Source organism: Streptococcus oralis, assembly GCF_023109195.1.
In the GTDB taxonomy this organism is placed as follows: Bacteria; Bacillota; Bacilli; order Lactobacillales; family Streptococcaceae; genus Streptococcus; species Streptococcus oralis_BV.
In genome coordinates this window covers 1,321,349-1,343,259 of the sequence record NZ_JALDUB010000001.1, presented here as the reverse complement: position 1 = coordinate 1,343,259, position 21,911 = coordinate 1,321,349, and the positions used below count along the sequence as shown (strand labels likewise).

Annotated in this window: 35 protein-coding genes; all 35 read left to right on the top strand. The window is 41.9% G+C overall.

Translation table 11 applies throughout. The features are described from left to right. Positions 1-91 precede the first annotated feature (91 nt). The gene (spx, locus tag M1F65_RS06445) at positions 92-490 is read left to right on the top strand and encodes a transcriptional regulator Spx (RefSeq protein ID WP_000591165.1); all 399 of its coding nucleotides are present in this window, start codon (positions 92-94) and stop codon (positions 488-490) included. A gap of 66 nt (positions 491-556) precedes the next feature. Beyond that, entirely contained in the window at positions 557-1,126 is a 570-nt protein-coding gene (locus M1F65_RS06440) for an SP0191 family lipoprotein (RefSeq protein WP_084943255.1), read from the top strand. Between the two features lie 86 nt (positions 1,127-1,212). Next, positions 1,213-1,479 (top strand): IreB family regulatory phosphoprotein, encoded by a 267-nt coding sequence (locus M1F65_RS06435; RefSeq protein WP_000507059.1) that lies wholly within the window; start codon positions 1,213-1,215, stop codon positions 1,477-1,479. Between the two features lie 3 nt (positions 1,480-1,482). Further along, entirely contained in the window at positions 1,483-1,902 is a 420-nt protein-coding gene (ruvX, locus tag M1F65_RS06430; protein WP_002876031.1) for a Holliday junction resolvase RuvX, read from the top strand. A 15-nt stretch (positions 1,903-1,917) separates the two neighbouring features. Next, positions 1,918-2,223 carry a DUF1292 domain-containing protein gene (locus M1F65_RS06425; protein WP_000017624.1) on the top strand — a complete coding sequence of 102 codons (306 nt, stop codon included), beginning with the start codon at positions 1,918-1,920 and terminating at the stop codon, positions 2,221-2,223. 308 nt (positions 2,224-2,531) lie between these two features. Next, the gene (locus tag M1F65_RS06420) at positions 2,532-3,782 is read left to right on the top strand and encodes a bifunctional folylpolyglutamate synthase/dihydrofolate synthase (RefSeq protein WP_042903000.1); all 1,251 of its coding nucleotides are present in this window, start codon (positions 2,532-2,534) and stop codon (positions 3,780-3,782) included. A 90-nt stretch (positions 3,783-3,872) separates the two neighbouring features. After that, on the top strand, positions 3,873-4,328 hold the full coding sequence (locus M1F65_RS06415) for an SP_0198 family lipoprotein (RefSeq protein WP_000853131.1): 456 nt from the start codon (positions 3,873-3,875) through the stop codon (positions 4,326-4,328). Positions 4,329-4,785: 457 nt separating this feature from the next. Further along, positions 4,786-6,318: a cardiolipin synthase gene (gene cls, locus M1F65_RS06410; RefSeq protein WP_042902999.1), complete on the top strand. Its 1,533-nt coding sequence runs from the start codon at positions 4,786-4,788 to the stop codon at positions 6,316-6,318. Positions 6,319-6,393: 75 nt separating this feature from the next. Next, complete coding sequence (locus M1F65_RS06405) at positions 6,394-6,537, top strand: hypothetical protein (protein ID WP_000933184.1); 144 nt, start codon at positions 6,394-6,396, stop codon at positions 6,535-6,537. A gap of 35 nt (positions 6,538-6,572) precedes the next feature. After that, on the top strand, positions 6,573-8,090 hold the full coding sequence (locus M1F65_RS06400) for a hypothetical protein (protein ID WP_042902998.1): 1,518 nt from the start codon (positions 6,573-6,575) through the stop codon (positions 8,088-8,090). Positions 8,091-8,210: 120 nt separating this feature from the next. Continuing rightward, positions 8,211-10,418: an anaerobic ribonucleoside-triphosphate reductase gene (gene nrdD / locus M1F65_RS06395; protein ID WP_042902996.1), complete on the top strand. Its 2,208-nt coding sequence runs from the start codon at positions 8,211-8,213 to the stop codon at positions 10,416-10,418. Between the two features lie 11 nt (positions 10,419-10,429). After that, positions 10,430-10,570 (top strand): hypothetical protein, encoded by a 141-nt coding sequence (locus tag M1F65_RS06390; protein ID WP_000521624.1) that lies wholly within the window; start codon positions 10,430-10,432, stop codon positions 10,568-10,570. A gap of 44 nt (positions 10,571-10,614) precedes the next feature. After that, positions 10,615-11,115: a GNAT family N-acetyltransferase gene (locus M1F65_RS06385; protein WP_084945072.1), complete on the top strand. Its 501-nt coding sequence runs from the start codon at positions 10,615-10,617 to the stop codon at positions 11,113-11,115. A 4-nt stretch (positions 11,116-11,119) separates the two neighbouring features. Further along, complete coding sequence (gene nrdG, locus M1F65_RS06380; protein WP_000220162.1) at positions 11,120-11,716, top strand: anaerobic ribonucleoside-triphosphate reductase activating protein; 597 nt, start codon at positions 11,120-11,122, stop codon at positions 11,714-11,716. After that, complete coding sequence (locus M1F65_RS06375; protein ID WP_000725971.1) at positions 11,713-12,363, top strand: uridine kinase family protein; 651 nt, start codon at positions 11,713-11,715, stop codon at positions 12,361-12,363. Before nrdG ends, M1F65_RS06375 begins: the two co-directional genes overlap by 4 nt. Positions 12,364-12,606: 243 nt before the next feature. Further along, positions 12,607-12,915, top strand: coding sequence for a 30S ribosomal protein S10 (rpsJ, locus tag M1F65_RS06370; protein ID WP_001284513.1), 309 nt, complete (start codon positions 12,607-12,609; stop codon positions 12,913-12,915). 82 nt (positions 12,916-12,997) lie between these two features. Continuing rightward, entirely contained in the window at positions 12,998-13,624 is a 627-nt protein-coding gene (gene rplC / locus M1F65_RS06365; RefSeq protein ID WP_000160197.1) for a 50S ribosomal protein L3, read from the top strand. Positions 13,625-13,648: 24 nt separating this feature from the next. Then, positions 13,649-14,272: a 50S ribosomal protein L4 gene (rplD, locus tag M1F65_RS06360; protein WP_000024537.1), complete on the top strand. Its 624-nt coding sequence runs from the start codon at positions 13,649-13,651 to the stop codon at positions 14,270-14,272. Beyond that, positions 14,272-14,568 (top strand): 50S ribosomal protein L23, encoded by a 297-nt coding sequence (locus M1F65_RS06355; protein ID WP_001055347.1) that lies wholly within the window; start codon positions 14,272-14,274, stop codon positions 14,566-14,568. The genes rplD and M1F65_RS06355 overlap by 1 nt, the downstream gene beginning before the upstream one ends. A 17-nt stretch (positions 14,569-14,585) precedes the next feature. Beyond that, positions 14,586-15,419, top strand: a complete 834-nt coding sequence (gene rplB / locus M1F65_RS06350; protein ID WP_000512910.1) for a 50S ribosomal protein L2 — start codon at positions 14,586-14,588, stop codon at positions 15,417-15,419. 103 nt (positions 15,420-15,522) lie between these two features. Beyond that, a complete protein-coding gene (gene rpsS, locus M1F65_RS06345; RefSeq protein ID WP_000533766.1) occupies positions 15,523-15,804 on the top strand; it encodes a 30S ribosomal protein S19 in 282 nt (93 codons plus the stop codon). An 11-nt stretch (positions 15,805-15,815) separates the two neighbouring features. Further along, positions 15,816-16,160 (top strand): 50S ribosomal protein L22, encoded by a 345-nt coding sequence (gene rplV, locus M1F65_RS06340; protein WP_000818137.1) that lies wholly within the window; start codon positions 15,816-15,818, stop codon positions 16,158-16,160. Between the two features lie 12 nt (positions 16,161-16,172). Then, positions 16,173-16,826 carry a 30S ribosomal protein S3 gene (rpsC, locus tag M1F65_RS06335; protein WP_000529936.1) on the top strand — a complete coding sequence of 218 codons (654 nt, stop codon included), beginning with the start codon at positions 16,173-16,175 and terminating at the stop codon, positions 16,824-16,826. Between the two features lie 3 nt (positions 16,827-16,829). After that, positions 16,830-17,243 carry a 50S ribosomal protein L16 gene (gene rplP / locus M1F65_RS06330; RefSeq protein ID WP_000960946.1) on the top strand — a complete coding sequence of 138 codons (414 nt, stop codon included), beginning with the start codon at positions 16,830-16,832 and terminating at the stop codon, positions 17,241-17,243. Between the two features lie 9 nt (positions 17,244-17,252). Then, positions 17,253-17,459 carry a 50S ribosomal protein L29 gene (gene rpmC / locus M1F65_RS06325; RefSeq protein ID WP_000772918.1) on the top strand — a complete coding sequence of 69 codons (207 nt, stop codon included), beginning with the start codon at positions 17,253-17,255 and terminating at the stop codon, positions 17,457-17,459. 24 nt (positions 17,460-17,483) lie between these two features. After that, positions 17,484-17,744, top strand: coding sequence for a 30S ribosomal protein S17 (rpsQ, locus tag M1F65_RS06320; protein ID WP_000440801.1), 261 nt, complete (start codon positions 17,484-17,486; stop codon positions 17,742-17,744). Positions 17,745-17,769: 25 nt separating this feature from the next. Then, positions 17,770-18,138, top strand: coding sequence for a 50S ribosomal protein L14 (rplN, locus tag M1F65_RS06315; RefSeq protein WP_000616545.1), 369 nt, complete (start codon positions 17,770-17,772; stop codon positions 18,136-18,138). A 78-nt stretch (positions 18,139-18,216) separates the two neighbouring features. Then, entirely contained in the window at positions 18,217-18,522 is a 306-nt protein-coding gene (gene rplX / locus M1F65_RS06310) for a 50S ribosomal protein L24 (protein ID WP_000497691.1), read from the top strand. Positions 18,523-18,545: 23 nt separating this feature from the next. Then, positions 18,546-19,088, top strand: coding sequence for a 50S ribosomal protein L5 (rplE, locus tag M1F65_RS06305; RefSeq protein ID WP_000013542.1), 543 nt, complete (start codon positions 18,546-18,548; stop codon positions 19,086-19,088). A gap of 17 nt (positions 19,089-19,105) precedes the next feature. Then, positions 19,106-19,291, top strand: a complete 186-nt coding sequence (locus M1F65_RS06300) for a type Z 30S ribosomal protein S14 (RefSeq protein WP_001085697.1) — start codon at positions 19,106-19,108, stop codon at positions 19,289-19,291. A gap of 284 nt (positions 19,292-19,575) precedes the next feature. Next, entirely contained in the window at positions 19,576-19,974 is a 399-nt protein-coding gene (rpsH, locus tag M1F65_RS06295; protein ID WP_000245504.1) for a 30S ribosomal protein S8, read from the top strand. 189 nt (positions 19,975-20,163) lie between these two features. Further along, positions 20,164-20,700 carry a 50S ribosomal protein L6 gene (gene rplF, locus M1F65_RS06290; RefSeq protein WP_000086626.1) on the top strand — a complete coding sequence of 179 codons (537 nt, stop codon included), beginning with the start codon at positions 20,164-20,166 and terminating at the stop codon, positions 20,698-20,700. Positions 20,701-20,783: 83 nt separating this feature from the next. After that, on the top strand, positions 20,784-21,140 hold the full coding sequence (rplR, locus tag M1F65_RS06285) for a 50S ribosomal protein L18 (protein WP_004251098.1): 357 nt from the start codon (positions 20,784-20,786) through the stop codon (positions 21,138-21,140). Positions 21,141-21,157: 17 nt separating this feature from the next. Then, positions 21,158-21,652 carry a 30S ribosomal protein S5 gene (rpsE, locus tag M1F65_RS06280; protein WP_000874196.1) on the top strand — a complete coding sequence of 165 codons (495 nt, stop codon included), beginning with the start codon at positions 21,158-21,160 and terminating at the stop codon, positions 21,650-21,652. 13 nt (positions 21,653-21,665) lie between these two features. Continuing rightward, complete coding sequence (gene rpmD / locus M1F65_RS06275; RefSeq protein ID WP_000057241.1) at positions 21,666-21,848, top strand: 50S ribosomal protein L30; 183 nt, start codon at positions 21,666-21,668, stop codon at positions 21,846-21,848. Positions 21,849-21,911: the final 63 nt, after the last annotated feature.

Here is a 21,911-nt window from a genome sequence, read left to right as displayed (position 1 = left end):
TAATTTTTTTTAAAAATAGGTCGCAAGTCGGATGTTTTTTATGGTATAATAGACTAAACTGATAGTAACATGTAGCGAAAGGGGTAGGTACATGATCAAAATTTATACAGTCTCAAGTTGTACTAGCTGTAAAAAAGCGAAAACCTGGCTCAATGCCCACCAGTTAAGTTATAAAGAACAAAATCTCGGTAAAGAAGGAATTACAAGAGAAGAGTTATTAGATATTCTCACGAAAACAGATAATGGAATTGCCAGTATCGTTTCGTCAAAAAACCGCTACGCTAAGGCACTTGGAGTTGACATCGAGGATTTGAGTGTCAATGAAGTGCTCAACTTAATCATGGAAACACCACGGATCTTAAAGAGTCCGATTCTCGTTGATGAGAAGCGCCTGCAAGTCGGCTATAAAGAAGATGATATCCGTGCCTTCTTGCCACGCTCTGTCCGTAATGTAGAAAATGCAGAAGCACGTCTACGTGCAGCTCTATAAAACATCAAGGCTGGGAGTGACTCCTGGCCTTGTTTGCTCTTTTGTTTTAAAATCAAGTGAGGAATTATGAAAAAGTTACTAATTGCTAGTTTTGCTCTCCTCTTTTTGCTTGCGGGATGTGGGCAAAAAAAGGAAACTCCTGCTGCTTCCACAACAACATCTGAACCTCTCCAATCCAACCTTCCCGTTTTGGACAATGCCGAAAAGAATACGGTTGTCACCAAGACCTTGCTGATGCCGAAGTCAGAAAATGGGACGCAACAGATTCAGACCATTACTTATAAAGGCAGTCAGTTTTTGACCTTGACCATCCAGCAAAAACGACCTGTCGGGGATGAACTCAAGACCTTTATCTCTGAAAATGGCCTAGAGGAGACGCAAAAAGCGCTTCTAGAAGCGGAAGAAAAGGATGAGACCATCCAAGAGGCACGCAAACTAGCAGGATTCAAACTGGAAACCAAGCTACTCAGCGAGACAGAAATCCAGACGACAACGACTTATGATTTTCAAGTATTGGATGTCAAAAAGGCATCTCAGCTGGAATATTTAAAAAATATCGGCCTTGAAAATCTCTTAAAAAACGAACCTAGCCAATATATTGCAGATAGAGTGGCAAATGGGGCGACAGAACAATAGAAAATCCAAATTAATCGACTGACTTATTTGTAGAACGTCAGGGAATGTGCTATAATAGTACTATTCTAAGGAAAGAGGGTGTTAGAATGGGATTTACTGAAGAAACTGTACGGTTTAAATTGGATGATTCCAATAAGAAAGAAATTAGCGAAACATTGACAGATGTTTATGCTTCTTTGAATGACAAGGGCTACAATCCGATTAACCAGATCGTCGGTTATGTATTGAGTGGTGACCCTGCCTACGTTCCTCGTTATAACAATGCACGAAATCAAATCCGTAAGTATGAGCGTGATGAAATTGTTGAAGAACTGGTACGCTACTACCTTAAGGGACAAGGAGTCGATCTATAATCTATGAGAATTATGGGATTGGACGTTGGTTCAAAAACAGTGGGTGTTGCCATTAGCGACCCACTAGGCTTCACTGCTCAAGGACTTGAAATCATCCAGATTAATGAGGATCAGGGCCAGTTTGGTTTTGACCGTATCAAGGAATTGGTTGACAGCTATAAGGTAGAACGCTTTGTAGTTGGTCTGCCTAAAAACATGAACAATACCAGTGGACCGCGGGTAGAAGCTAGTCAAGCCTACGGAGCAAAATTAGAGGAACTTTTTGGTTTACCAGTAGACTATCAGGATGAGCGTTTGACAACGGTCGCTGCGGAGCGTATGTTGATTGAACAAGCAGATATCAGTCGTAACAAACGCAAGAAAGTTATTGATAAGTTGGCTGCTCAGCTGATTTTGCAAAATTATTTAGATAGAAAATTTTAAGACAGAGGAGAAACTATGTCACACGATCACAACCATGACCACGAAGAACGTGAATTGATTACACTAGTAGATGAGCAAGGAAATGAAACCTTGTTTGAAATTCTTTTGACCATCGATGGGAAAGAAGAATTTGGTAAAAATTATGTTCTTCTAGTGCCAGTTAATGCAGAAGAAGATGAAAATGGTGAAGTTGAAATTCAAGCTTACTCATTCATCGAAAATGAAGACGGAACAGAAGGCGAATTGCAACCAATCCCAGAAGACTCAGAAGACGAATGGAACATGATTGAAGAAGTCTTCAACAGCTTTATGGAAGAGTAAAAATGTCCGGGGGACATTTTTAGCCCTGCGCCAGAAATTAGAAACGCAGGAATGTCCGAGGGATATTTTTAGCCCAGTTCCTTAAAATAAGAGAGAACTGGTAAGTCTGGGAGACTGTATCACCCCCAACTCCTAAAAATTGGAAGAGTTGGAATGTCCGGTGGACGTCTTTAGCTCACGTTGAAATTCATAGTAGCTAGTGATTGGCTAACCAGGTAAGAGGTCGGGATTTTAGTCCCGACCTCGTTTTTTATTTGTAATCATACTTTGATGCGGTAGTTGATTGGACTTTTGTTAAGGAGACATGTATGTTTGAAGTAGAAGAATGGCTTCATAGTCGGATTGGTTTAAACTTTAGATCTGGACTTGGACGAATGCAGCGAGCAGTGGATTTGCTGGGGAATCCTGAGAAGACTTATCCTATTATCCACGTAACAGGGACTAACGGTAAAGGGTCAACTATTGCCTTCATGAGGGAGTTGTTTGTTGCTCATGGTAAAAAAGTTGGTACTTTTACCTCTCCTCATATCATCAGCATCCATGATCGAATCTGTATCAATGGGGAACCAATCGCAGATGAAGACTTTGTACGTATAGCTAACCAAGTCAAGGAGATGGAGAAAACTCTTTTAGAGACACACGATCAATTGTCTTTCTTTGAATTGTTGACCTTGATTGCCTTGCTTTACTTTAAAGAGCAGGGAGTGGATCTAGTCCTGCTAGAGGTGGGGATTGGTGGTTTGCTTGACACGACTAATGTCGTAACAGGAGAGATTGCAGTTATTACTTCCATTGGGCTAGATCATCAGGAGACCTTGGGCGATAGTCTAGAGGAAATAGCCGAGCAGAAAGCTGGTATTTTCAAGGCCGGCAAGCAGGCAGTCATTGCTAAGCTCGCTCCAGAAGCTAAACTTGTCTGTCAAAATACAGCAAGAGAGTTAGGTGTGGATCTCTATCAAGCTGGGCTAGACTTCTCCTTGAATGCTGGGGATTTTTCAAGCAGCCTAGCGAATTTTTCACAACTTGAAATTAGTTTGGAAGGTGTTTATCAGCAAGAAAATGCCGCCTTGGCTTTACAAACTTTTCTTCTGTTTATGGCATCAAGAGGTGAAAGGGTCGAAGAAGTGCTTGTCAGACGGGCTTTGAAGGAGACAAACTGGGCAGGTCGATTGGAACGGATTCGTCCGCAAATCTACCTAGATGGGGCTCACAATCTGCCAGCATTGACTCGTCTAGTAGAGTTTATCCAGGGGAAAATCCAGCAAGGTTACCAGGTTCATATCCTTTTTGGAGCACTTAAACGCAAGGATTATCAGGGGATGTTAGGCTATCTATCTAAGCAGTTACCTGAGGTGGAACTTAAGGTAACAGGCTTTGACTACCAAGGCTCTCTGGATGAAAAAGATGTGGTAGGTTATGATTTGATTCCTTCTTATGGCGACTTTATCAGAGAATTTGAAGATAAGGCCAATGACCAGGACTTGCTTTTCGTGACGGGATCCCTCTACTTTATCTCGGAAGTCCGAGGGAGTTTGGTTGAAAGCGATGAGATTAGTTGACCTTATAGGTTTATGTTGCTATACTGTAGGTAGGAGGTATATCTGGAAACGATTCCAGCAAATTATTGGCACAAAAGAAAGGAAATCGCTATGAAAACGAAAACATTCACACTTTCTATTGCTTCCCTAGCAATTCTTAGTCTTTTAGCAGCTTGTGGACCTAAGGCACAAGCCCCTACCCAGCAATCGGCGCAGCAATCATCTACTCAACAAGAATCATCTTCTAGCGCTGCGACAAGTGCTAGTCAATCACAGGCATCCTCAAGTCAGGACACTACTGTAGATCAACCTACGAATATCGATGGTACCTATACTGGAAAAGATGAGAATGACCAAATCACTCTTGTTGTAACAGGTAAAACTGGTACATGGACTGAAGTCGAGCCAGATGGAGATAAGGAAATCAAGCAAGTCAGCTTTGAGCCAGAAAATCAACGTGTCATTATCGGTGATGATGTCAAAATTTACACGGTTAATGGTAATCAATTGATTATCGACGATATGGACCGAGAGGCATCTGACCGAGTGGTATTAACTAAGCAATAATGATTCAGTAAAAGTTCCAATGAGATGAAAGCTATCTTTTTAGAGCTTTTTTCTTGAAAAAAGGGTTGGCTGTTCTTTACTAACTTTTTACTTAAAACGCTTACAAATATTTGTAAAACTTCTTATATGCCAACTTTAGAAGAAACCATTGCTCTCTACAAAGAACTTTTTTAAAGACTAAGTAGAGTGGAAGGAACTTATTCTTCAAAATATAAATAATATTGGAAAGAACTATCATTTTGGTAGTTCTTTTTAAGTTTCTTAATACCCTAGTTAAAAATATAAAAAGGGATAGCACGTCATATAGTGAAGGAGTAGTTTGAGAATCTTGCAGCTCTTGGAATAGTTTGCATAGAAAAAGGTAAAAGGTTGCTATCTACCCCTGAACTGAGGTATACTAGTAGAAACATTAGTTTATCAAGCAGTTAAGGAGAATGTTAGAAAAGGAAGGGGATGTATGACAGCTAGAAAAATGCAGCTACTCATGTCCAAGTATGGTTTTAGTATTACCATCATGTTGGCAGAGTTGTTTATCATCTTTGGTTTATTTCTCTATCTAGGGCAGATGGCTCCGATTCTCTGGATTATTCTAGTTATTTTGATGAGTATGGCGACCATTGTATCGATTGTTAATCGGTCCATGAATCCTGAGAGTAAGGTAACATGGCTGTTAGTAGCCTTTGTGCCAGTGTTTGGACCATTGCTCTATATCATGTTTGGAGAGCGTCGTTTATCTAAAAAAGAAATGAAGCAGCTAAAGCAGCTCCAATCAATGGTTGATCGAGAGGACAATAGCAGAGCTCTCCGTTTGGAGTTAAAAGAGCAGGACAAGTCAGCTTACGGCGTTATCAAATCACTCCTCAGCATGGATACGAATGCTGATGTCTATGATCGAACGGATACACAATTTTTTGCCTCTGGTGAAAGTATGTGGCACCAGATGCTAGAGGATCTCAAGAAAGCGGAGAAATTTGTCTTTCTTGAGTACTATATCATCGAAGAAGGCTTGATGTGGAACAGCATTTTAGAGATTTTGGAAGAAAAGGCCGCTCAAGGAGTGGAAGTTAAACTCCTCTATGATGATATTGGTTGTATGGCAACCTTGCCTGGAGATTACACCATCCAGCTTCGTGGTCGAGGGATTGAAGCCCACAAATTTAACAAGGTGATTCCACGTTTGACCGTTGCTTATAACAACCGTGATCACCGTAAAATCATGATTATCGATGGTCAAATTGCCTATACAGGTGGTATCAATCTGGCTGATGAGTATATCAACCATATCGAACGCTTTGGTTATTGGAAGGATAGCGGTATTCGTCTGGATGGACCGGCAGTTAAAGCTTTTACCAGACTCTTTTTATCTGCCTGGTATATCAACCGTGGAGAGATTAGTGATTTTGACCAATACCATCTCGAAAATCAGCCCAAAGATGGGATGGGGCTCTGTATTCCCTATAGTAGTGGGCCAAAACCCATCTACAGAGCTCAAGTTGGAAAAACGGTTTACCAAAATCTTATCAATCAAGCTACAGATTACGTCTATATCACGACTCCCTATCTGATTGCTGACTACGATCTAACTGAAAGTATCAAAAATGCAGCTCTGAGAGGGGTAGATGTGCGAATTGTGACACCGTGTATCCCAGATAAGAAGGTTATTCAGTTAGTTACTCGAGGAGCCTATCCAGACTTGTTATCTGCGGGGGTTCGTATTTATGAGTACAGTCCGGGATTCCTTCATAGCAAGCAAATGCTTGTCGATGGAGAGGCAGCTACTGTGGGAACCATCAATTTTGACTATCGTAGCTTGCTCCACCACTATGAAAATGCCGTCTTACTTTATAGAACGCAGTCCATCATCGATATTGAAAGGGACTTCGAAGAGATTTTTAAAGTTTCTCAAGAAATTTATCCTCACACTATCAAAACCAGCTGGTATCAAAGCCTAATCAAGGAAATTGTCCAGTTGTTTGCACCTATGCTCTAACTATCCATCAAGATCTAGCCCAAGGCTGGATCTTATTTTTGTCTTCTTACGAATAGATAAGTAAAGGAGAAAACCATGCTTAATCTAGAAGATGATGATTTTATCAGAGAGTATAGAAACAGCCGATTTCACCGTTTTCGTGAAATCGAACGCTTTGCGCTATTGGATAAGAAATTCAGCAAATATCAATCCCAAGCTGACATTCCTGTAAGATTTTGATATACTAAAACAGATAAACTTAGAGGAGAAATTGAATGAACGTATACGGGAAAATAGATGAGAAACAAGAAGGATCTCATTACCAAGACTGGTCAGTGCCAGAGAAACGAGAAGGAGCTCCCATTCCCTTTTTTAGTATTTTACTTTGGAGTTTGGTGACTACAGCCATTTCGGTTGCCCTGCCTTTTATTTTTGGTGTAGTCAGTCCGCAACAAACCCAGGATCTTTATACCGGTTGGGCCTTGCATCAAAATGGTCAAATGTATACAGATTATTTTGGGACGGAGGGATTGCTCTATTATGTGCTAACCTACCTTTTTCGAGGCAGTATTCTGCTTGCTTTGGTTGAGTGGTTGGCCTTGTTTGGAGCAGGTGTTTTTCTTTTTAAGGCTGCAGATACTCTTGTCGGCCAAGAAAAGGAAGCGAAGCGACTTGTCTTTATTTTATACTTGCTTGTAGCTGGACTCGCTTTTGGTGGCGGTCATGCACTCTTGCTAGCCCTACCTTTCCTATTTTATTCATTGAGTATCGTTACAAATTATCTAGCTTTTCCGAAGGATGACAAAGGGTTTGTACGAGTGGGGATGAGCCTTGCTCTCGCTTTCTTCCTTGCGCCAATCCCAACCGCCTTGTTTGCGGCTGTACTGGCCTTGGGGGTTATCGGCTTTAATCTAGGCAAAGGTCACTTTGTTCATGGTCTATATCAGTTCTTTGCGTCAGCCCTAGGATTTTCACTCTTATTCTATCCTTTAGGCTACTATACAGTGTGGACAGGTAGTTTTGGGGATGCTATTAGCCAGACCTTGTATCCGGTAAATGCTCTTAGCCTCTTTTCAAATGCGCATTTGCTTGAAAATGCAGCCTTCTATGGTTTGCTTGCTATTGGATTAGGTTCCCTTGGCTTGCTCTTTACAGGCTTGTTCCAGTCAAAACCAGCCAAGCAATATGCCCTCTCAATTGCTGCTAGCTTGGGATTGTTGGTTTCTTTGGGAATCTTGATTCTCTCCAAAGAACCTATCAACGGTACTCGTCTTGTGGTGCTAATTCCTTTCTTGGTCTTGCTCCTTCTGACAGGAATCAAGGAAGATGTTTCGGAGGGAGGGAGTCGTCGTAGAAGAAGACGTGAGAAACAAACTTCTTTCCTTAAAGGAAATTTCTATCTACCACTGATTGCCCTTGCCTACCTTATTGTTCTTCCTATCGTGAGTCGCTACCTTTCGCACCCAGCGACTTATCAGGAGAGAGACCGTCTTGCTAGCGTGGTTAAACAACAAACGAGTTCTGAGGATCGTGTCTATGTTTGGGATGATCGTCCTGATTTCTACCGTACCAGTGAGCGCTTGGCGCCAACTTCTCTATCAACTCCAACACTCTATACTGCAAGCGATGAAAATAAAACTAAACTGATGAATGATCTGAAAGAGAATCAACCGAAGATGATTGTGGTCAATCAAAAAGTTGCCTTGTGGTCAGATGTAGAGAGCTGGCTCAGTGAAAACTATGAGCTTGTTCAGACAGATACTAGCGAGTTCAAACTTTATAAATCCAAATAACAAAAAATCAATATCTTGTGGAATTTTAAAATTTTTAGGATTTTTAACACAAGATATTGATTTTTATTTTTAGAGTGGTATAATACTTCATAGAACAACATTTTAGAAAAGAGCATGGATATGATTGTATTAGAAGAAAAGCTTGCAACCGTTCCCACCTTGTTCGTTGAAAAACGAGATGGTAGACGTGTGGTGTTTGATGTAGACAAGATTGACAAGGCTCTCCACAAGGCGGCGGAAAAGGTTATGGACCTTACGCCTCTAGTAGAAAAACGCCTAAATGGTCTAGTTGAAAGAATCGTGACTGAAATTCACAGTCGCTTCCCTCAAGGTGTCAAGATTTACGAAATTCAAAATGTCGTAGAACATGAACTCCTTGAAGCCAAAGAGTATGCGCTGGCTGAGGAGTATATCACTTATCGGACACAAAGGGATTTTGAGCGCTCAAAAGCGACAGATATAAACTTTAGTATCCATAAACTTCTCAATAAAGATCAAGCAGTTGTTAATGAAAATGCTAATAAAGACAGCGATGTCTTCAACACCCAACGTGATTTGACAGCAGGGATTGTTGGGAAATCAATCGGGCTACAAATGCTTCCTAAGCACGTAGCTAATGCTCACCAAAAAGGGGATATCCACTATCATGACTTGGACTACAGCCCCTACACTCCGATGACCAACTGCTGTTTGATTGATTTTAAAGGCATGCTGGAAAATGGTTTTAAGATTGGCAATGCAGAGGTAGAGAGTCCCAAGTCTATCCAGACTGCGACAGCTCAAATTTCACAAATCATCGCTAATGTTGCTTCTAGCCAGTACGGGGGTTGCTCAGCTGACCGTATCGATGAAGTCTTGGCTCCGTATGCGGAGAAGAATTACCAAAAACACCTCAAAGATGCGGAAGAGTGGGTCTTGCCTGAGAAACGGGAAGATTATGCTTGGAAGAAAACCCAAAAAGACATCTACGATGCCATGCAATCTCTCGAGTATGAAATCAACACTCTCTTCACTTCAAATGGCCAAACACCTTTTACTTCGCTCGGTTTTGGTCTGGGAACCAATCGTTTTGAGCGTGAAATTCAAAAAGCTATTTTAACCATTCGTATCAAGGGTCTTGGATCAGAACATCGTACAGCCATCTTCCCTAAACTCATCTTTACGTTGAAAAGAGGCCTTAACTTGGAAGAAGGGACTCCGAACTATGACATCAAACAGTTGGCTCTCGAGTGTGCAACCAAGCGGATGTACCCTGATGTCTTGTCCTATGATAAGATTATCGAGCTGACAGGTTCTTTCAAGGTTCCTATGGGCTGTCGCTCCTTCCTCCAAGGCTGGAAAGATGAAAATGGTGTTGAGGTCAATTCAGGTCGGATGAATCTAGGTGTTGTGACGGTCAATCTGCCTCGTATCGCCCTCGAGTCTGAGGGGGATTTGAATAAGTTTTGGGAAATCTTCAATGAGCGGATGAATATCGCAGAAGATGCTCTGGTTTACCGTGTTGAACGGACCAAGGAAGCAACACCAGCGAATGCCCCTATCCTCTATCAGTACGGAGCCTTCGGTCGCCGTCTCGGAAAAGAAGAAAGTGTTGACCAACTCTTTAAGAATCGCCGTGCGACAGTTTCGCTGGGCTACATCGGTTTGTACGAAGTGGCTACAGTCTTCTTTGGAAATAGCTGGGAAAGCAATCCTGAAGCCAAGGAATTCACACTGGATATTATTCGTGATATGAAACGTCGTGTGGAAGAGTGGTCTGACCAATATGGTTACCATTTCTCTATCTACTCCACACCGTCTGAAAGTCTGACAGACCGCTTCTGTCGCTTGGATACAGAGAAGTTCGGCTCTATTCCTGACATCACGGACAAGGAATACTACACCAACTCTTTCCACTACGATGTTCGTAAAAATCCAACACCGTTTGAAAAATTAGACTTTGAGAAAGTTTACCCAGAAGCAGGTGCGTCAGGTGGTTTTATCCATTATTGTGAGTATCCAGTTCTTCAACAAAATCCTAAAGCCTTGGAAGCTGTTTGGGACTATGCCTATGACCGTGTCGGTTATCTAGGGACCAATACTCCGATTGATCGTTGCTACAAGTGCGACTTTGAAGGGGATTTTGAACCAACTGAGCGAGGATTCGCTTGTCCCAACTGTGGCAATAGCGACCCTAAAACAGTAGACGTGGTCAAACGTACGTGTGGTTATCTGGGAAATCCTCAAGCGCGTCCGATGGTTAATGGACGCCACAAGGAAATCGCTGCGCGTGTCAAACACATGAATGGCTCTACTATCAAAACAGCTGGACATGAAGTAACAAATTAGAAGGAAACGGAATGGGGAAATACCAATTAGACGATAAGGGACGCGCACAAGTGACCCGTTATCACGAGAAACACTCGAAAGGTGGAACAGGTAAAAAAGAACGCTTGCTCAACCTCAGAGAACAGTTTTTAAACAAGAAAAAGAAAAAATAAAAGTGAGAGTCTGCTCTCACTTTTCTCTTAGGTGGGAGGGAAATATGGAACTACGCAGACCAAGTTTGGAAGATAAAGAAGCGATTTTAGAGATGATGGCAGAGTTTGAACAAGCACAGTCCCCTCACGACGGTGGATTTTGGGATGCTGAGAATTTTGTTTATGAAGAGTGGTTAGAAGAAAATCTTCAAGCGGAAGCGGGACTCAATATTCCTGAAAACTGGGTTCCTGCTATCCAGCTGGTTAGTTTTGACATAGCAGGCCAGGCTCTTGGCTTTCTCAACCTTCGTCTCCGATTAAATGACTACTTACTAGAAAATGGCGGTCATATTGGCTATTCTATCCGTCCCAGTCAACGAGGCAAAGGATATGGGAAGGAGCAGTTGAGATTAGGACTAGCAGAGGCTCGAAAGCAAGGATTGGAACGAGTGCTGATTACCTGCGATGAAGACAACGAAGCCAGCCGCCGCACGATTCTCTCCGCTGGCGGTGTTTACGAAAATACAATCGATAGAAGTCAGCGCTATTGGATAGACTTGGAGTAGAAGGATGACATGGAATACACCAAAACCAGGTGAATGGAAAAGCGAGGAGCTTAGTAAAGGGCGAATCATTGATTATAAGGCCTTTAACTTTGTCGATGGAGAAGGTGTGCGCAACTCTCTCTATGTATCAGGTTGCATGTTTCACTGCGAGGGGTGCTATAATGTTGCGACTTGGTCTTTCAACGCAGGCATTCCCTATACGGCAAAATTAGAAGAACAAATCATGGAAGACCTTGCCCAACCCTATGTTCAAGGTTTGACCTTGCTAGGAGGAGAACCATTTCTCAATACAGGTATCCTCTTGCCGCTCGTTAAGCGCATTCGAAAGGAATTGCCAGACAAAGACATCTGGTCCTGGACGGGCTACACTTGGGAAGAAATGATGCTGGAGACTCCAGATAAACTGGAACTCTTATCATTGATTGACATCCTTGTCGATGGACGGTATGATAAAAGCAAACGCAATCTTATGCTCCAGTTTAGAGGTTCGTCCAATCAACGGATTATCGATGTGCAAAAATCCCTCAAAAGTGGGCAAGTGGTGATTTGGGACAAGCTTAATGACGGAAAAGAAAGCTATGAACAGGTGAAGAGAGAATGAAGAAAAAAGACCTGATAGAACAACTGGTTTCAGAGATCGAAACGGGAAGAATTAGGACGCTAGGGATCTACGGTCATGGGGCTTCGGGCAAGTCAACCTTCGCTCAGGAATTACATCAAGCTCTAGATTCTACTACAGTAAATTTACTAGAAACAGATCCTTATATCACCTCAGAACGTCACCTGGTAGTACCAAAGCAAGCGCCAGATCAAAAGGTGACGGCTTGTCTGCCAGTGGCGCATGAACTAGCAAGTTTACAGAGAGATATTCTCGCCTTGCAGGCAGGCATGGACATCTTGACGATTGATGAATCTTGGAAGGCTAGCGAGGTCTTGTCTGGAGGAAAGCCAATTCTTATTGTTGAAGGGATGTCCGTGGGTTTTCTTCCCAAGGAACTCTTTGACAAAACCATCTGTTTCTACACGGATGAGGAGACCGAATTAAAGAGGCGCTTAACTCGAGATACGACTATGAGAAATCGCGATGCATCTTTTGTATTAGCTAGCCATCAGATGAGACGGGAGCAGTATCTGCGATACTATAGAGAAACCGAGTCTAAAGCGGACATTTTAGTAGATCAATCAGAAGATATATTCAAGGTCAAAATGACACACATTATATATAGAAGAAAAGACGGTTTTTTATAGATATAAATCCTCAATCTTGGAAAAATGAAAAGAGAAAACAGTTTCAACCTAAAAAAACGAAAAAAAGCTCACAAATCCCTTGCAATCGCAGGGGCTTTGTGTTATTCTATTATGGTGCTGTAAATTACAGCCTTAGCTTTGATGCAAGAGGTTGCGACACGCTCGGTTGCATTGCCACGCAACGCGCGTCGGTTTTCTTGTGGAGCTAGCCTATTATCTTAAATAGACGAAAAGGAGAAAAAGATGGCAAACAAAAAAATCCGTATCCGTTTGAAAGCTTACGAACACCGTACGCTTGATACAGCGGCTGCAAAAATCGTAGAATCAGCTACTCGTACAGGTGCACAAGTTGCGGGTCCAATCCCACTTCCAACTGAACGTAGCCTCTACACAATCATTCGTGCGACTCACAAATACAAAGACTCTCGCGAACAATTTGAAATGCGTACACACAAACGTTTGATCGATATCGTTAACCCAACTCAAAAAACAGTTGATGCGTTGATGAAATTGGATCTTCCAAGTGGTGTAAACGTAGAAATCAAACTTTAATCTAAAGCTTGATACCTTGAGCATAAAAAACGCTCGTTAAAAACTTTTTGAATAAAAAATATAGAAAAGGAACTATTTTCTCATGACAAAAGGAATCTTAGGGAAAAAAGTGGGAATGACTCAAATCTTCACTGAAGCTGGCGAATTGATCCCTGTAACAGTTATTGAAGCAACTCCAAACGTTGTTCTTCAAGTTAAAACTGTTGAAACAGACGGATACAACGCTATCCAAGTTGGTTTCGATGACAAACGCGAAGTATTGAGCAACAAACCTGCTAAAGGACATGTAGCGAAAGCTAACACGGCTCCTAAGCGCTTCATTCGTGAATTCAAAAACGTTGAAGGCTTGGAAGTTGGTGCTGAAATCACAGTTGAAACATTCGCAGCTGGAGACGTTGTTGACGTAACTGGTACTTCTAAAGGTAAAGGTTTCCAAGGTGTTATCAAACGCCACGGACAATCACGTGGACCAATGGCTCACGGTTCTCGTTACCACCGTCGTCCAGGTTCTATGGGACCTGTTGCACCTAACCGCGTATTCAAAGGTAAAAACCTTGCAGGACGTATGGGTGGCGACCGCGTAACAATTCAAAACCTTGAAGTTGTACAAGTTGTTCCAGAAAAGAACGTTATCCTTATCAAAGGTAACGTACCAGGTGCTAAGAAATCTCTTATCACTATCAAATCAGCAGTTAAAGCTGGTAAATAATAAAGAAAGGGGAAATCAGTCACAATGGCAAACGTAACATTATTTGACCAAACTGGTAAAGAAGCTGGCCAAGTTGTTCTTAACGATGCAGTATTTGGTATCGAACCAAATGAATCAGTTGTGTTTGATGTGATCATCAGCCAACGCGCAAGCCTTCGTCAAGGAACACACGCTGTTAAAAACCGCTCTGCAGTATCAGGTGGTGGACGCAAACCATGGCGTCAAAAAGGAACTGGACGTGCTCGTCAAGGTTCTATCCGCTCACCACAATGGCGTGGTGGTGGTGTTGTCTTCGGACCAACTCCACGTTCATACGGCTACAAACTTCCACAAAAAGTTCGTCGCCTAGCTCTTAAATCAGTTTATTCTGAAAAAGTTGCTGAAAACAAATTCGTAGCTGTAGACGCTCTTTCATTTACAGCTCCAAAAACTGCTGAATTTGCAAAAGTTCTTGCAGCATTGAGCATCGATTCAAAAGTTCTTGTTATCCTTGAAGAAGGAAATGAATTCGCAGCTCTTTCAGCTCGTAACCTTCCAAACGTGAAAGTTGCAACTGCTACAACTGCAAGTGTTCTTGACATCGCAAATAGCGACAAACTTCTTGTCACACAAGCAGCTATCTCTAAAATCGAGGAGGTTCTTGCATAATGAATTTGTATGATGTTATCAAAAAACCTGTTATCACTGAAAGCTCAATGGCTCAACTTGAAGCAGGAAAATATGTATTTGAAGTTGACACTCGTGCACACAAACTTTTGATCAAGCAAGCTGTTGAAGCTGCTTTCGAAGGTGTTAAAGTTGCCAACGTTAACACAATCAACGTAAAACCAAAAGCGAAACGTGTTGGACGTTACACTGGTTTTACTAACAAAACTAAAAAAGCTATCATCACACTTACAGCTGATTCAAAAGCAATCGAGTTGTTCGCTGCTGAAGCTGAATAATCTAAGGAGGAAATATCGTGGGAATTCGTGTTTATAAACCAACAACAAACGGTCGCCGTAATATGACTTCTTTGGATTTCGCTGAAATCACAACAAGCACTCCTGAAAAATCATTGCTTGTTGCATTGAAGAGCAAGGCTGGTCGTAACAACAACGGTCGTATCACAGTTCGTCACCAAGGTGGTGGACACAAACGTTTCTACCGTTTGGTTGACTTCAAACGTAACAAAGACAATGTTGAAGCAGTTGTTAAAACTATCGAGTACGATCCAAACCGTTCTGCAAACATCGCTCTTGTACACTACACTGACGGTGTGAAAGCATACATCATCGCTCCAAAAGGTCTTGAAGTAGGTCAACGTATTGTTTCAGGTCCAGAAGCAGATATCAAAGTCGGAAACGCTCTTCCACTTGCTAACATCCCAGTTGGTACTTTGATCCACAACATCGAGTTGAAACCAGGTCGTGGTGGAGAATTGGTACGTGCTGCTGGTGCTTCTGCTCAAGTATTGGGTCAAGAAGGTAAATACGTTCTTGTTCGTCTTCAATCTGGCGAAGTTCGTATGATTCTTGGAACTTGTCGTGCAACAGTTGGTGTTGTCGGAAACGAACAACATGGACTTGTAAACCTTGGTAAAGCAGGACGTAGCCGTTGGAAAGGTATCCGCCCAACAGTTCGTGGTTCTGTAATGAACCCTAACGATCACCCACACGGTGGTGGTGAAGGTAAAGCACCAGTTGGTCGTAAAGCGCCATCTACTCCATGGGGCAAACCTGCTCTTGGTCTTAAAACTCGTAACAAGAAAGCGAAATCTGACAAACTTATCGTTCGTCGTCGCAACGAGAAATAATAGTAAACTAGTCGCCTAAGCAACTAGGAAATCCGCCAGCTCGGTAGCGCTCCATGTGAGCGCAAGCCGCTGTGGTACAACATTTAAAGGAGAAAAAATAAAAATGGGACGCAGTCTTAAAAAAGGACCTTTCGTCGATGAGCATTTGATGAAAAAAGTTGAAGCTCAAGCTAACGACGAAAAGAAAAAAGTTATCAAAACTTGGTCACGTCGTTCAACGATCTTCCCAAGTTTCATTGGTTACACTATTGCAGTTTATGACGGACGTAAACACGTACCTGTTTACATCCAAGAAGACATGGTAGGTCACAAACTTGGTGAATTTGCACCAACTCGTACTTACAAGGGTCACGCTGCAGACGACAAGAAAACACGTAGAAAATAAGGAGAACATAAATGGCAGAAATTACTTCAGCTAAAGCAATGGCTCGTACAGTACGTGTTTCACCTCGTAAATCACGTCTTGTTCTTGACAACATCCGTGGTAAAAGCGTAGCCGATGCTATTGCAATCTTGACATTCACACCAAACAAAGCTGCTGAAATCATCTTGAAAGTTTTGAATTCAGCTGTAGCTAACGCTGAAAACAACTTTGGTTTGGACAAAGCTAACTTGGTAGTATCTGAAGCATTCGCAAACGAAGGACCAACTATGAAACGTTTCCGTCCACGTGCGAAAGGTTCAGCTTCACCAATCAACAAACGTACAGCTCACATCACTGTGGCTGTTGCAGAAAAATAAGGAGGTAACATCGTGGGTCAAAAAGTACATCCAATTGGTATGCGTGTCGGCATCATCCGTGATTGGGATGCCAAATGGTATGCTGAAAAAGAATACGCGGATTACCTTCATGAAGATCTTGCAATCCGTAAATTCGTTCAAAAAGAACTTGCTGACGCAGCAGTTTCAACTATCGAAATTGAACGCGCAGTAAACAAAGTTAACGTTTCACTTCACACTGCTAAACCAGGTATGGTTATCGGTAAAGGTGGTGCTAACGTTGATGCACTCCGTGCAAAACTTAACAAATTGACTGGAAAACAAGTACACATCAACATCATCGAAATCAAACAACCTGATTTGGATGCTCACCTTGTAGGTGAAGGAATTGCTCGTCAATTGGAGCAACGTGTTGCTTTCCGTCGTGCACAAAAACAAGCAATCCAACGTGCAATGCGTGCTGGAGCTAAAGGAATCAAAACTCAAGTATCAGGTCGTTTGAACGGTGCAGATATCGCCCGTGCTGAAGGATACTCTGAAGGAACTGTTCCACTTCACACACTTCGTGCAGATATCGATTACGCTTGGGAAGAAGCAGATACTACATACGGTAAACTTGGTGTTAAAGTATGGATCTACCGTGGTGAAGTTCTTCCAGCTCGTAAAAACACTAAAGGAGGTAAATAACCAATGTTAGTACCTAAACGTGTTAAACACCGTCGTGAATTCCGTGGAAAAATGCGCGGTGAAGCAAAAGGTGGAAAAGAAGTAGCATTCGGTGAATACGGTCTTCAAGCTACAACTAGCCACTGGATCACTAACCGCCAAATCGAAGCTGCTCGTATCGCCATGACTCGTTACATGAAACGTGGTGGTAAAGTTTGGATTAAAATCTTCCCACACAAATCATACACTGCTAAAGCTATCGGTGTGCGTATGGGATCTGGTAAAGGGGCACCTGAAGGTTGGGTAGCACCAGTTAAACGTGGTAAAGTGATGTTTGAAATCGCTGGTGTATCTGAAGAAATCGCTCGCGAAGCGCTTCGTCTTGCAAGCCACAAATTGCCAGTTAAATGTAAATTCGTAAAACGTGAAGCAGAATAAGGAGAAGGCATGAAACTTAATGAAGTAAAAGAATTTGTTAAAGAACTTCGTGGTCTTTCTCAAGAAGAACTCGCGAAGCGCGAAAACGAATTGAAAAAAGAATTGTTTGAACTTCGTTTCCAAGCTGCTACTGGTCAATTGGAACAAACAGCTCGCTTGAAAGAAGTTAAAAAACAAATCGCTCGTATCAAAACAGTTCAATCTGAAGCGAAATAATAGACTAGGGAAGGAGAAATTTCAATGGAACGCAATAATCGTAAAGTTCTTGTTGGACGTGTTGTATCTGACAAAATGGACAAGACAATCACAGTTGTAGTTGAAACAAAACGTAACCACCCAGTCTATGGTAAACGTATTAACTACTCTAAGAAATACAAAGCACATGATGAAAACAATGTTGCCAAAGAAGGCGATATCGTACGTATCATGGAAACTCGTCCGCTTTCAGCTACAAAACGTTTCCGTCTTGTAGAAGTTGTTGAAGAAGCGGTCATCATCTAATCAAACCTGAAAGGAGAAAACTGAAATGATTCAAACAGAAACTCGTTTGAAAGTCGCAGACAACAGCGGTGCGCGCGAAATCTTGACTATCAAAGTTCTTGGTGGTTCAGGACGTAAATTTGCAAACATCGGTGATGTTATCGTGGCATCTGTAAAACAAGCTACTCCTGGTGGTGCGGTTAAAAAAGGTGACGTTGTAAAAGCTGTTATCGTTCGTACTAAATCAGGTGCTCGTCGTGCTGATGGTTCATACATCAAATTTGACGAAAACGCAGCAGTTATCATCCGTGAAGACAAAACTCCTCGCGGAACACGTATCTTTGGCCCAGTTGCACGTGAATTGCGTGAAGGTGGCTTCATGAAGATCGTGTCACTTGCTCCAGAAGTACTTTAATTTTTAAAAACAAACTAGTCCCCTGGATTACTTTCCAGGGTGCCCTTATGGGCGTAAGAAAAATCAAGGAGAAACCTAATGTTTGTAAAAAAAGGCGACAAAGTTCGCGTAATCGCTGGTAAAGATAAGGGAACAGAAGCTGTTGTCCTTACTGCCCTTCCAAAAGTAAACAAAGTTATCGTTGAAGGTGTTAACATCGTTAAGAAACACCAACGTCCAACTAACGAGCTTCCTCAAGGTGGTATCATCGAGAAAGAAGCAGCTATCCACGTATCAAACGTTCAAGTATTGGACAAAAATGGTGTAGCTGGTCGTGTTGGTTACAAATTTGTAGACGGTAAAAAAGTTCGCTACAACAAAAAATCAGGCGAAGTGCTTGATTAATCACGAAGGAAAGGAGAAGTATAATGGCAAATCGTTTAAAAGAAAAATATCTTAATGAAGTAGTTCCTGCTTTGACAGAACAATTCAACTACTCATCAGTGATGGCTGTGCCTAAAGTAGATAAGATCGTTTTGAACATGGGTGTTGGTGAAGCTGTATCAAACGCTAAAAGTCTTGAAAAAGCTGCTGAAGAATTGGCACTTATCTCAGGTCAAAAACCACTTATCACTAAAGCTAAAAAATCAATCGCCGGCTTCCGTCTTCGTGAAGGTGTAGCGATCGGTGCAAAAGTTACCCTTCGTGGTGAACGTATGTACGAATTCTTGGACAAATTGGTTTCAGTTTCACTTCCACGTGTGCGTGACTTCCACGGTGTTCCAACAAAATCATTTGATGGACGCGGAAACTACACTCTTGGTGTGAAAGAACAATTGATCTTCCCAGAAATCAACTTTGATGACGTTGACAAAACTCGTGGTCTTGACATCGTTATCGTAACAACTGCTAACACTGACGAAGAGTCACGTGCATTGCTTACAGGCCTTGGAATGCCTTTTGCAAAATAATATAGGAGGTAAATCTAATGGCTAAAAAATCAATGATTGCTAAGAACAAACGTCCAGCGAAGTTCTCTACTCAAGCTTATACTCGTTGTGAAAAATGTGGTCGTCCACATTCAGTTTACCGCAAATTTAAACTTTGCCGTGTTTGCTTCCGTGAATTAGCTTACAAAGGACAAATTCCTGGTGTAACAAAAGCATCTTGGTAATTTAAGATATCAAGGGCGTTAAAACTCCAAGTGAAAATAGGAAACTTGACGAAGAAACTGAATTTTCTAGGAAAGTTTATCTTTTTCACACAGGGTTTAGCCCGGGTTCAGTTGGGCTTGCCAATTTGAACACGAGCTACAGCTTTGGCAAAAAAGACCAATTTTCTTTGGAGCATCGCTCCTGCATCAAATTGCCTATTTTTGCTCTTGCTGTTACGCTCTTTGTATCATGTATTAACTAGCAAGTGCAACTTGCAAACTACTAGTAAGAGGAGAAAAACAAAATGGTTATGACTGACCCAATCGCAGACTTCCTAACTCGTATTCGTAACGCTAACCAAGCGAAACACGAAGTACTTGAAGTACCTGCATCAAACATCAAAAAAGGGATTGCTGAAATCCTTAAACGCGAAGGTTTTGTTAAGAACGTAGAAATCATCGAAGATGACAAACAAGGCATCATCCGTGTATTCCTTAAATACGGACCAAACGGTGAAAAAGTTATCACTAACTTGAAACGTGTTTCTAAACCAGGACTTCGTGTCTACAAAAAACGTGAAGATCTTCCAAAAGTTCTTAACGGACTTGGAATTGCTATCCTTTCAACTTCTGAAGGTTTGCTTACTGATAAAGAAGCTCGCCAAAAGAATGTTGGTGGTGAGGTTATCGCTTACGTTTGGTAATATTTAGCTCCCAATTTCTTTGCGACTCGTCGTTATCGTCTCTTGCCTAACCCAAAGTTATGCCGGCGAGACGATGCCTAGATTCACTTTGAAATTGAAACCTAAATGTTCCTTTAAATCGAGAAATCGATTTAAGCCCCCGTGAAAACTGGCCGTTCTGGCCTGACAATTTAACAGGAGAAAATAAACATGTCACGTATTGGTAATAAAGTTATCGTGTTGCCTGCTGGTGTTGAAATCACTAACAATGACAACGTTGTAACTGTAAAAGGACCTAAAGGAGAACTTACTCGTGAGTTCTCAAAAGATATTGAAATTCGTGTGGAAGGTACTGAAGTAACTCTTCACCGTCCAAACGATTCAAAAGAAATGAAAACAATCCACGGAACTACTCGTGCCCTTTTGAACAACATGGTTGTTGGTGTATCAGAAGGATTCAAGAAAGAACTTGAAATGCGCGGGGTTGGTTACCGTGCACAACTTCAAGGATCTAAGCTTGTTTTGGCTGTTGGTAAATCTCATCCAGACGAAGTTGAAGCTCCAGAAGGAATTACTTTTGAACTTCCAAACCCAACAACAATCGTTGTTAGCGGAATTTCAAAAGAAGTAGTTGGTCAAACAGCTGCTTACGTACGTAGCCTTCGTTCACCAGAACCATATAAAGGTAAAGGTATCCGTTACGTTGGTGAATTCGTTCGCCGTAAAGAAGGTAAAACAGGTAAATAATGTTGAGTGGTTGATCTTCAACCACCGACCTATTTTCCAACTTTGTGCATAGCACACGATTTAAAACTAAAGAGGTGAAAACTGTGATTTCTAAACCAGATAAAAACAAACTCCGCCAAAAACGCCACCGTCGCGTTCGCGGAAAACTCTCTGGAACTGCTGATCGCCCACGTTTGAACGTATTCCGTTCTAATACAGGCATCTACGCTCAAGTGATTGATGACGTAGCGGGTGTAACGCTCGCAAGTGCTTCAACTCTTGACAAAGAAGTTTCAAAAGGAACTAAAACTGAACAAGCCGTTGCTGTCGGTAAACTCGTTGCAGAACGTGCAAGTGCTAAAGGTATTTCAGAAGTGGTGTTCGACCGCGGTGGATATCTATATCACGGACGTGTGAAAGCTTTGGCTGATGCAGCTCGTGAAAACGGATTGAAATTCTAATAGGAGGACACTAGAAAATGGCATTTAAAGACAATGCAGTTGAATTTGAAGAACGCGTAGTTGCTGTCAACCGTGTTACAAAAGTTGTTAAAGGTGGACGTCGTCTTCGTTTCGCAGCTCTTGTTGTTGTTGGTGACCACAATGGTCGCGTAGGATTTGGTACTGGTAAAGCTCAAGAAGTTCCAGAAGCAATCCGTAAAGCAGTAGACGATGCTAAGAAAAACTTGATTGAAGTACCTATGGTTGGAACAACAATTCCTCACGAAGTTCTTTCAGAATTCGGTGGAGCTAAAGTATTGTTGAAACCTGCTGTAGAAGGTTCTGGAGTTGCCGCTGGTGGTGCAGTTCGTGCCGTTGTGGAATTGGCAGGTGTGGCAGATATTACATCTAAATCACTTGGATCTAACACTCCAATCAACATTGTTCGCGCAACTGTTGAAGGTTTGAAACAATTGAAACGCGCTGAAGAAGTTGCTGCCCTTCGTGGTATCTCAGTTTCTGATTTGGCATAAGAAAGGGGATAAAATGGCTCAAATTAAAATTACTTTGACTAAGTCTCCAATCGGACGCATTCCATCACAACGTAAAACTGTTGTAGCACTTGGACTTGGCAAATTGAACAGCTCTGTTATCAAAGAAGACAACGCTGCTATCCGTGGTATGATCACTGCAGTATCTCACTTGGTAACAGTTGAAGAAGTAAACTAATGAATTTTTAGGGGATGTGGCAATACTCATCCCCTAAAACTAGATATAGTCATCTAAGATGAC

Excerpts from the sequence above, each read along its gene's own strand:
- spx (WP_000591165.1), top strand. The coding sequence starts at position 92 with ATGATCAAAATTTATACAGTCTCAAGTTGTACTAGCTGTAAAAAAGCG.
- M1F65_RS06440 (WP_084943255.1), top strand. The coding sequence starts at position 557 with ATGAAAAAGTTACTAATTGCTAGTTTTGCTCTCCTCTTTTTGCTTGCG.
- M1F65_RS06435 (WP_000507059.1), top strand. The coding sequence starts at position 1,213 with ATGGGATTTACTGAAGAAACTGTACGGTTTAAATTGGATGATTCCAAT.
- ruvX (WP_002876031.1), top strand. The coding sequence starts at position 1,483 with ATGAGAATTATGGGATTGGACGTTGGTTCAAAAACAGTGGGTGTTGCC.
- M1F65_RS06425 (WP_000017624.1), top strand. The coding sequence starts at position 1,918 with ATGTCACACGATCACAACCATGACCACGAAGAACGTGAATTGATTACA.
- M1F65_RS06420 (WP_042903000.1), top strand. The coding sequence starts at position 2,532 with ATGTTTGAAGTAGAAGAATGGCTTCATAGTCGGATTGGTTTAAACTTT.
- M1F65_RS06415 (WP_000853131.1), top strand. The coding sequence starts at position 3,873 with ATGAAAACGAAAACATTCACACTTTCTATTGCTTCCCTAGCAATTCTT.
- cls (WP_042902999.1), top strand. The coding sequence starts at position 4,786 with ATGACAGCTAGAAAAATGCAGCTACTCATGTCCAAGTATGGTTTTAGT.
- M1F65_RS06405 (WP_000933184.1), top strand. The coding sequence starts at position 6,394 with ATGCTTAATCTAGAAGATGATGATTTTATCAGAGAGTATAGAAACAGC.
- M1F65_RS06400 (WP_042902998.1), top strand. The coding sequence starts at position 6,573 with ATGAACGTATACGGGAAAATAGATGAGAAACAAGAAGGATCTCATTAC.
- nrdD (WP_042902996.1), top strand. The coding sequence starts at position 8,211 with ATGATTGTATTAGAAGAAAAGCTTGCAACCGTTCCCACCTTGTTCGTT.
- M1F65_RS06390 (WP_000521624.1), top strand. The coding sequence starts at position 10,430 with ATGGGGAAATACCAATTAGACGATAAGGGACGCGCACAAGTGACCCGT.
- M1F65_RS06385 (WP_084945072.1), top strand. The coding sequence starts at position 10,615 with ATGGAACTACGCAGACCAAGTTTGGAAGATAAAGAAGCGATTTTAGAG.
- nrdG (WP_000220162.1), top strand. The coding sequence starts at position 11,120 with ATGACATGGAATACACCAAAACCAGGTGAATGGAAAAGCGAGGAGCTT.
- M1F65_RS06375 (WP_000725971.1), top strand. The coding sequence starts at position 11,713 with ATGAAGAAAAAAGACCTGATAGAACAACTGGTTTCAGAGATCGAAACG.
- rpsJ (WP_001284513.1), top strand. The coding sequence starts at position 12,607 with ATGGCAAACAAAAAAATCCGTATCCGTTTGAAAGCTTACGAACACCGT.
- rplC (WP_000160197.1), top strand. The coding sequence starts at position 12,998 with ATGACAAAAGGAATCTTAGGGAAAAAAGTGGGAATGACTCAAATCTTC.
- rplD (WP_000024537.1), top strand. The coding sequence starts at position 13,649 with ATGGCAAACGTAACATTATTTGACCAAACTGGTAAAGAAGCTGGCCAA.
- M1F65_RS06355 (WP_001055347.1), top strand. The coding sequence starts at position 14,272 with ATGAATTTGTATGATGTTATCAAAAAACCTGTTATCACTGAAAGCTCA.
- rpsS (WP_000533766.1), top strand. The coding sequence starts at position 15,523 with ATGGGACGCAGTCTTAAAAAAGGACCTTTCGTCGATGAGCATTTGATG.
- rplV (WP_000818137.1), top strand. The coding sequence starts at position 15,816 with ATGGCAGAAATTACTTCAGCTAAAGCAATGGCTCGTACAGTACGTGTT.
- rplP (WP_000960946.1), top strand. The coding sequence starts at position 16,830 with ATGTTAGTACCTAAACGTGTTAAACACCGTCGTGAATTCCGTGGAAAA.
- rpmC (WP_000772918.1), top strand. The coding sequence starts at position 17,253 with ATGAAACTTAATGAAGTAAAAGAATTTGTTAAAGAACTTCGTGGTCTT.
- rpsQ (WP_000440801.1), top strand. The coding sequence starts at position 17,484 with ATGGAACGCAATAATCGTAAAGTTCTTGTTGGACGTGTTGTATCTGAC.
- rplN (WP_000616545.1), top strand. The coding sequence starts at position 17,770 with ATGATTCAAACAGAAACTCGTTTGAAAGTCGCAGACAACAGCGGTGCG.
- rplX (WP_000497691.1), top strand. The coding sequence starts at position 18,217 with ATGTTTGTAAAAAAAGGCGACAAAGTTCGCGTAATCGCTGGTAAAGAT.
- rplE (WP_000013542.1), top strand. The coding sequence starts at position 18,546 with ATGGCAAATCGTTTAAAAGAAAAATATCTTAATGAAGTAGTTCCTGCT.
- M1F65_RS06300 (WP_001085697.1), top strand. The coding sequence starts at position 19,106 with ATGGCTAAAAAATCAATGATTGCTAAGAACAAACGTCCAGCGAAGTTC.
- rpsH (WP_000245504.1), top strand. The coding sequence starts at position 19,576 with ATGGTTATGACTGACCCAATCGCAGACTTCCTAACTCGTATTCGTAAC.
- rplF (WP_000086626.1), top strand. The coding sequence starts at position 20,164 with ATGTCACGTATTGGTAATAAAGTTATCGTGTTGCCTGCTGGTGTTGAA.
- rpsE (WP_000874196.1), top strand. The coding sequence starts at position 21,158 with ATGGCATTTAAAGACAATGCAGTTGAATTTGAAGAACGCGTAGTTGCT.
- rpmD (WP_000057241.1), top strand. The coding sequence starts at position 21,666 with ATGGCTCAAATTAAAATTACTTTGACTAAGTCTCCAATCGGACGCATT.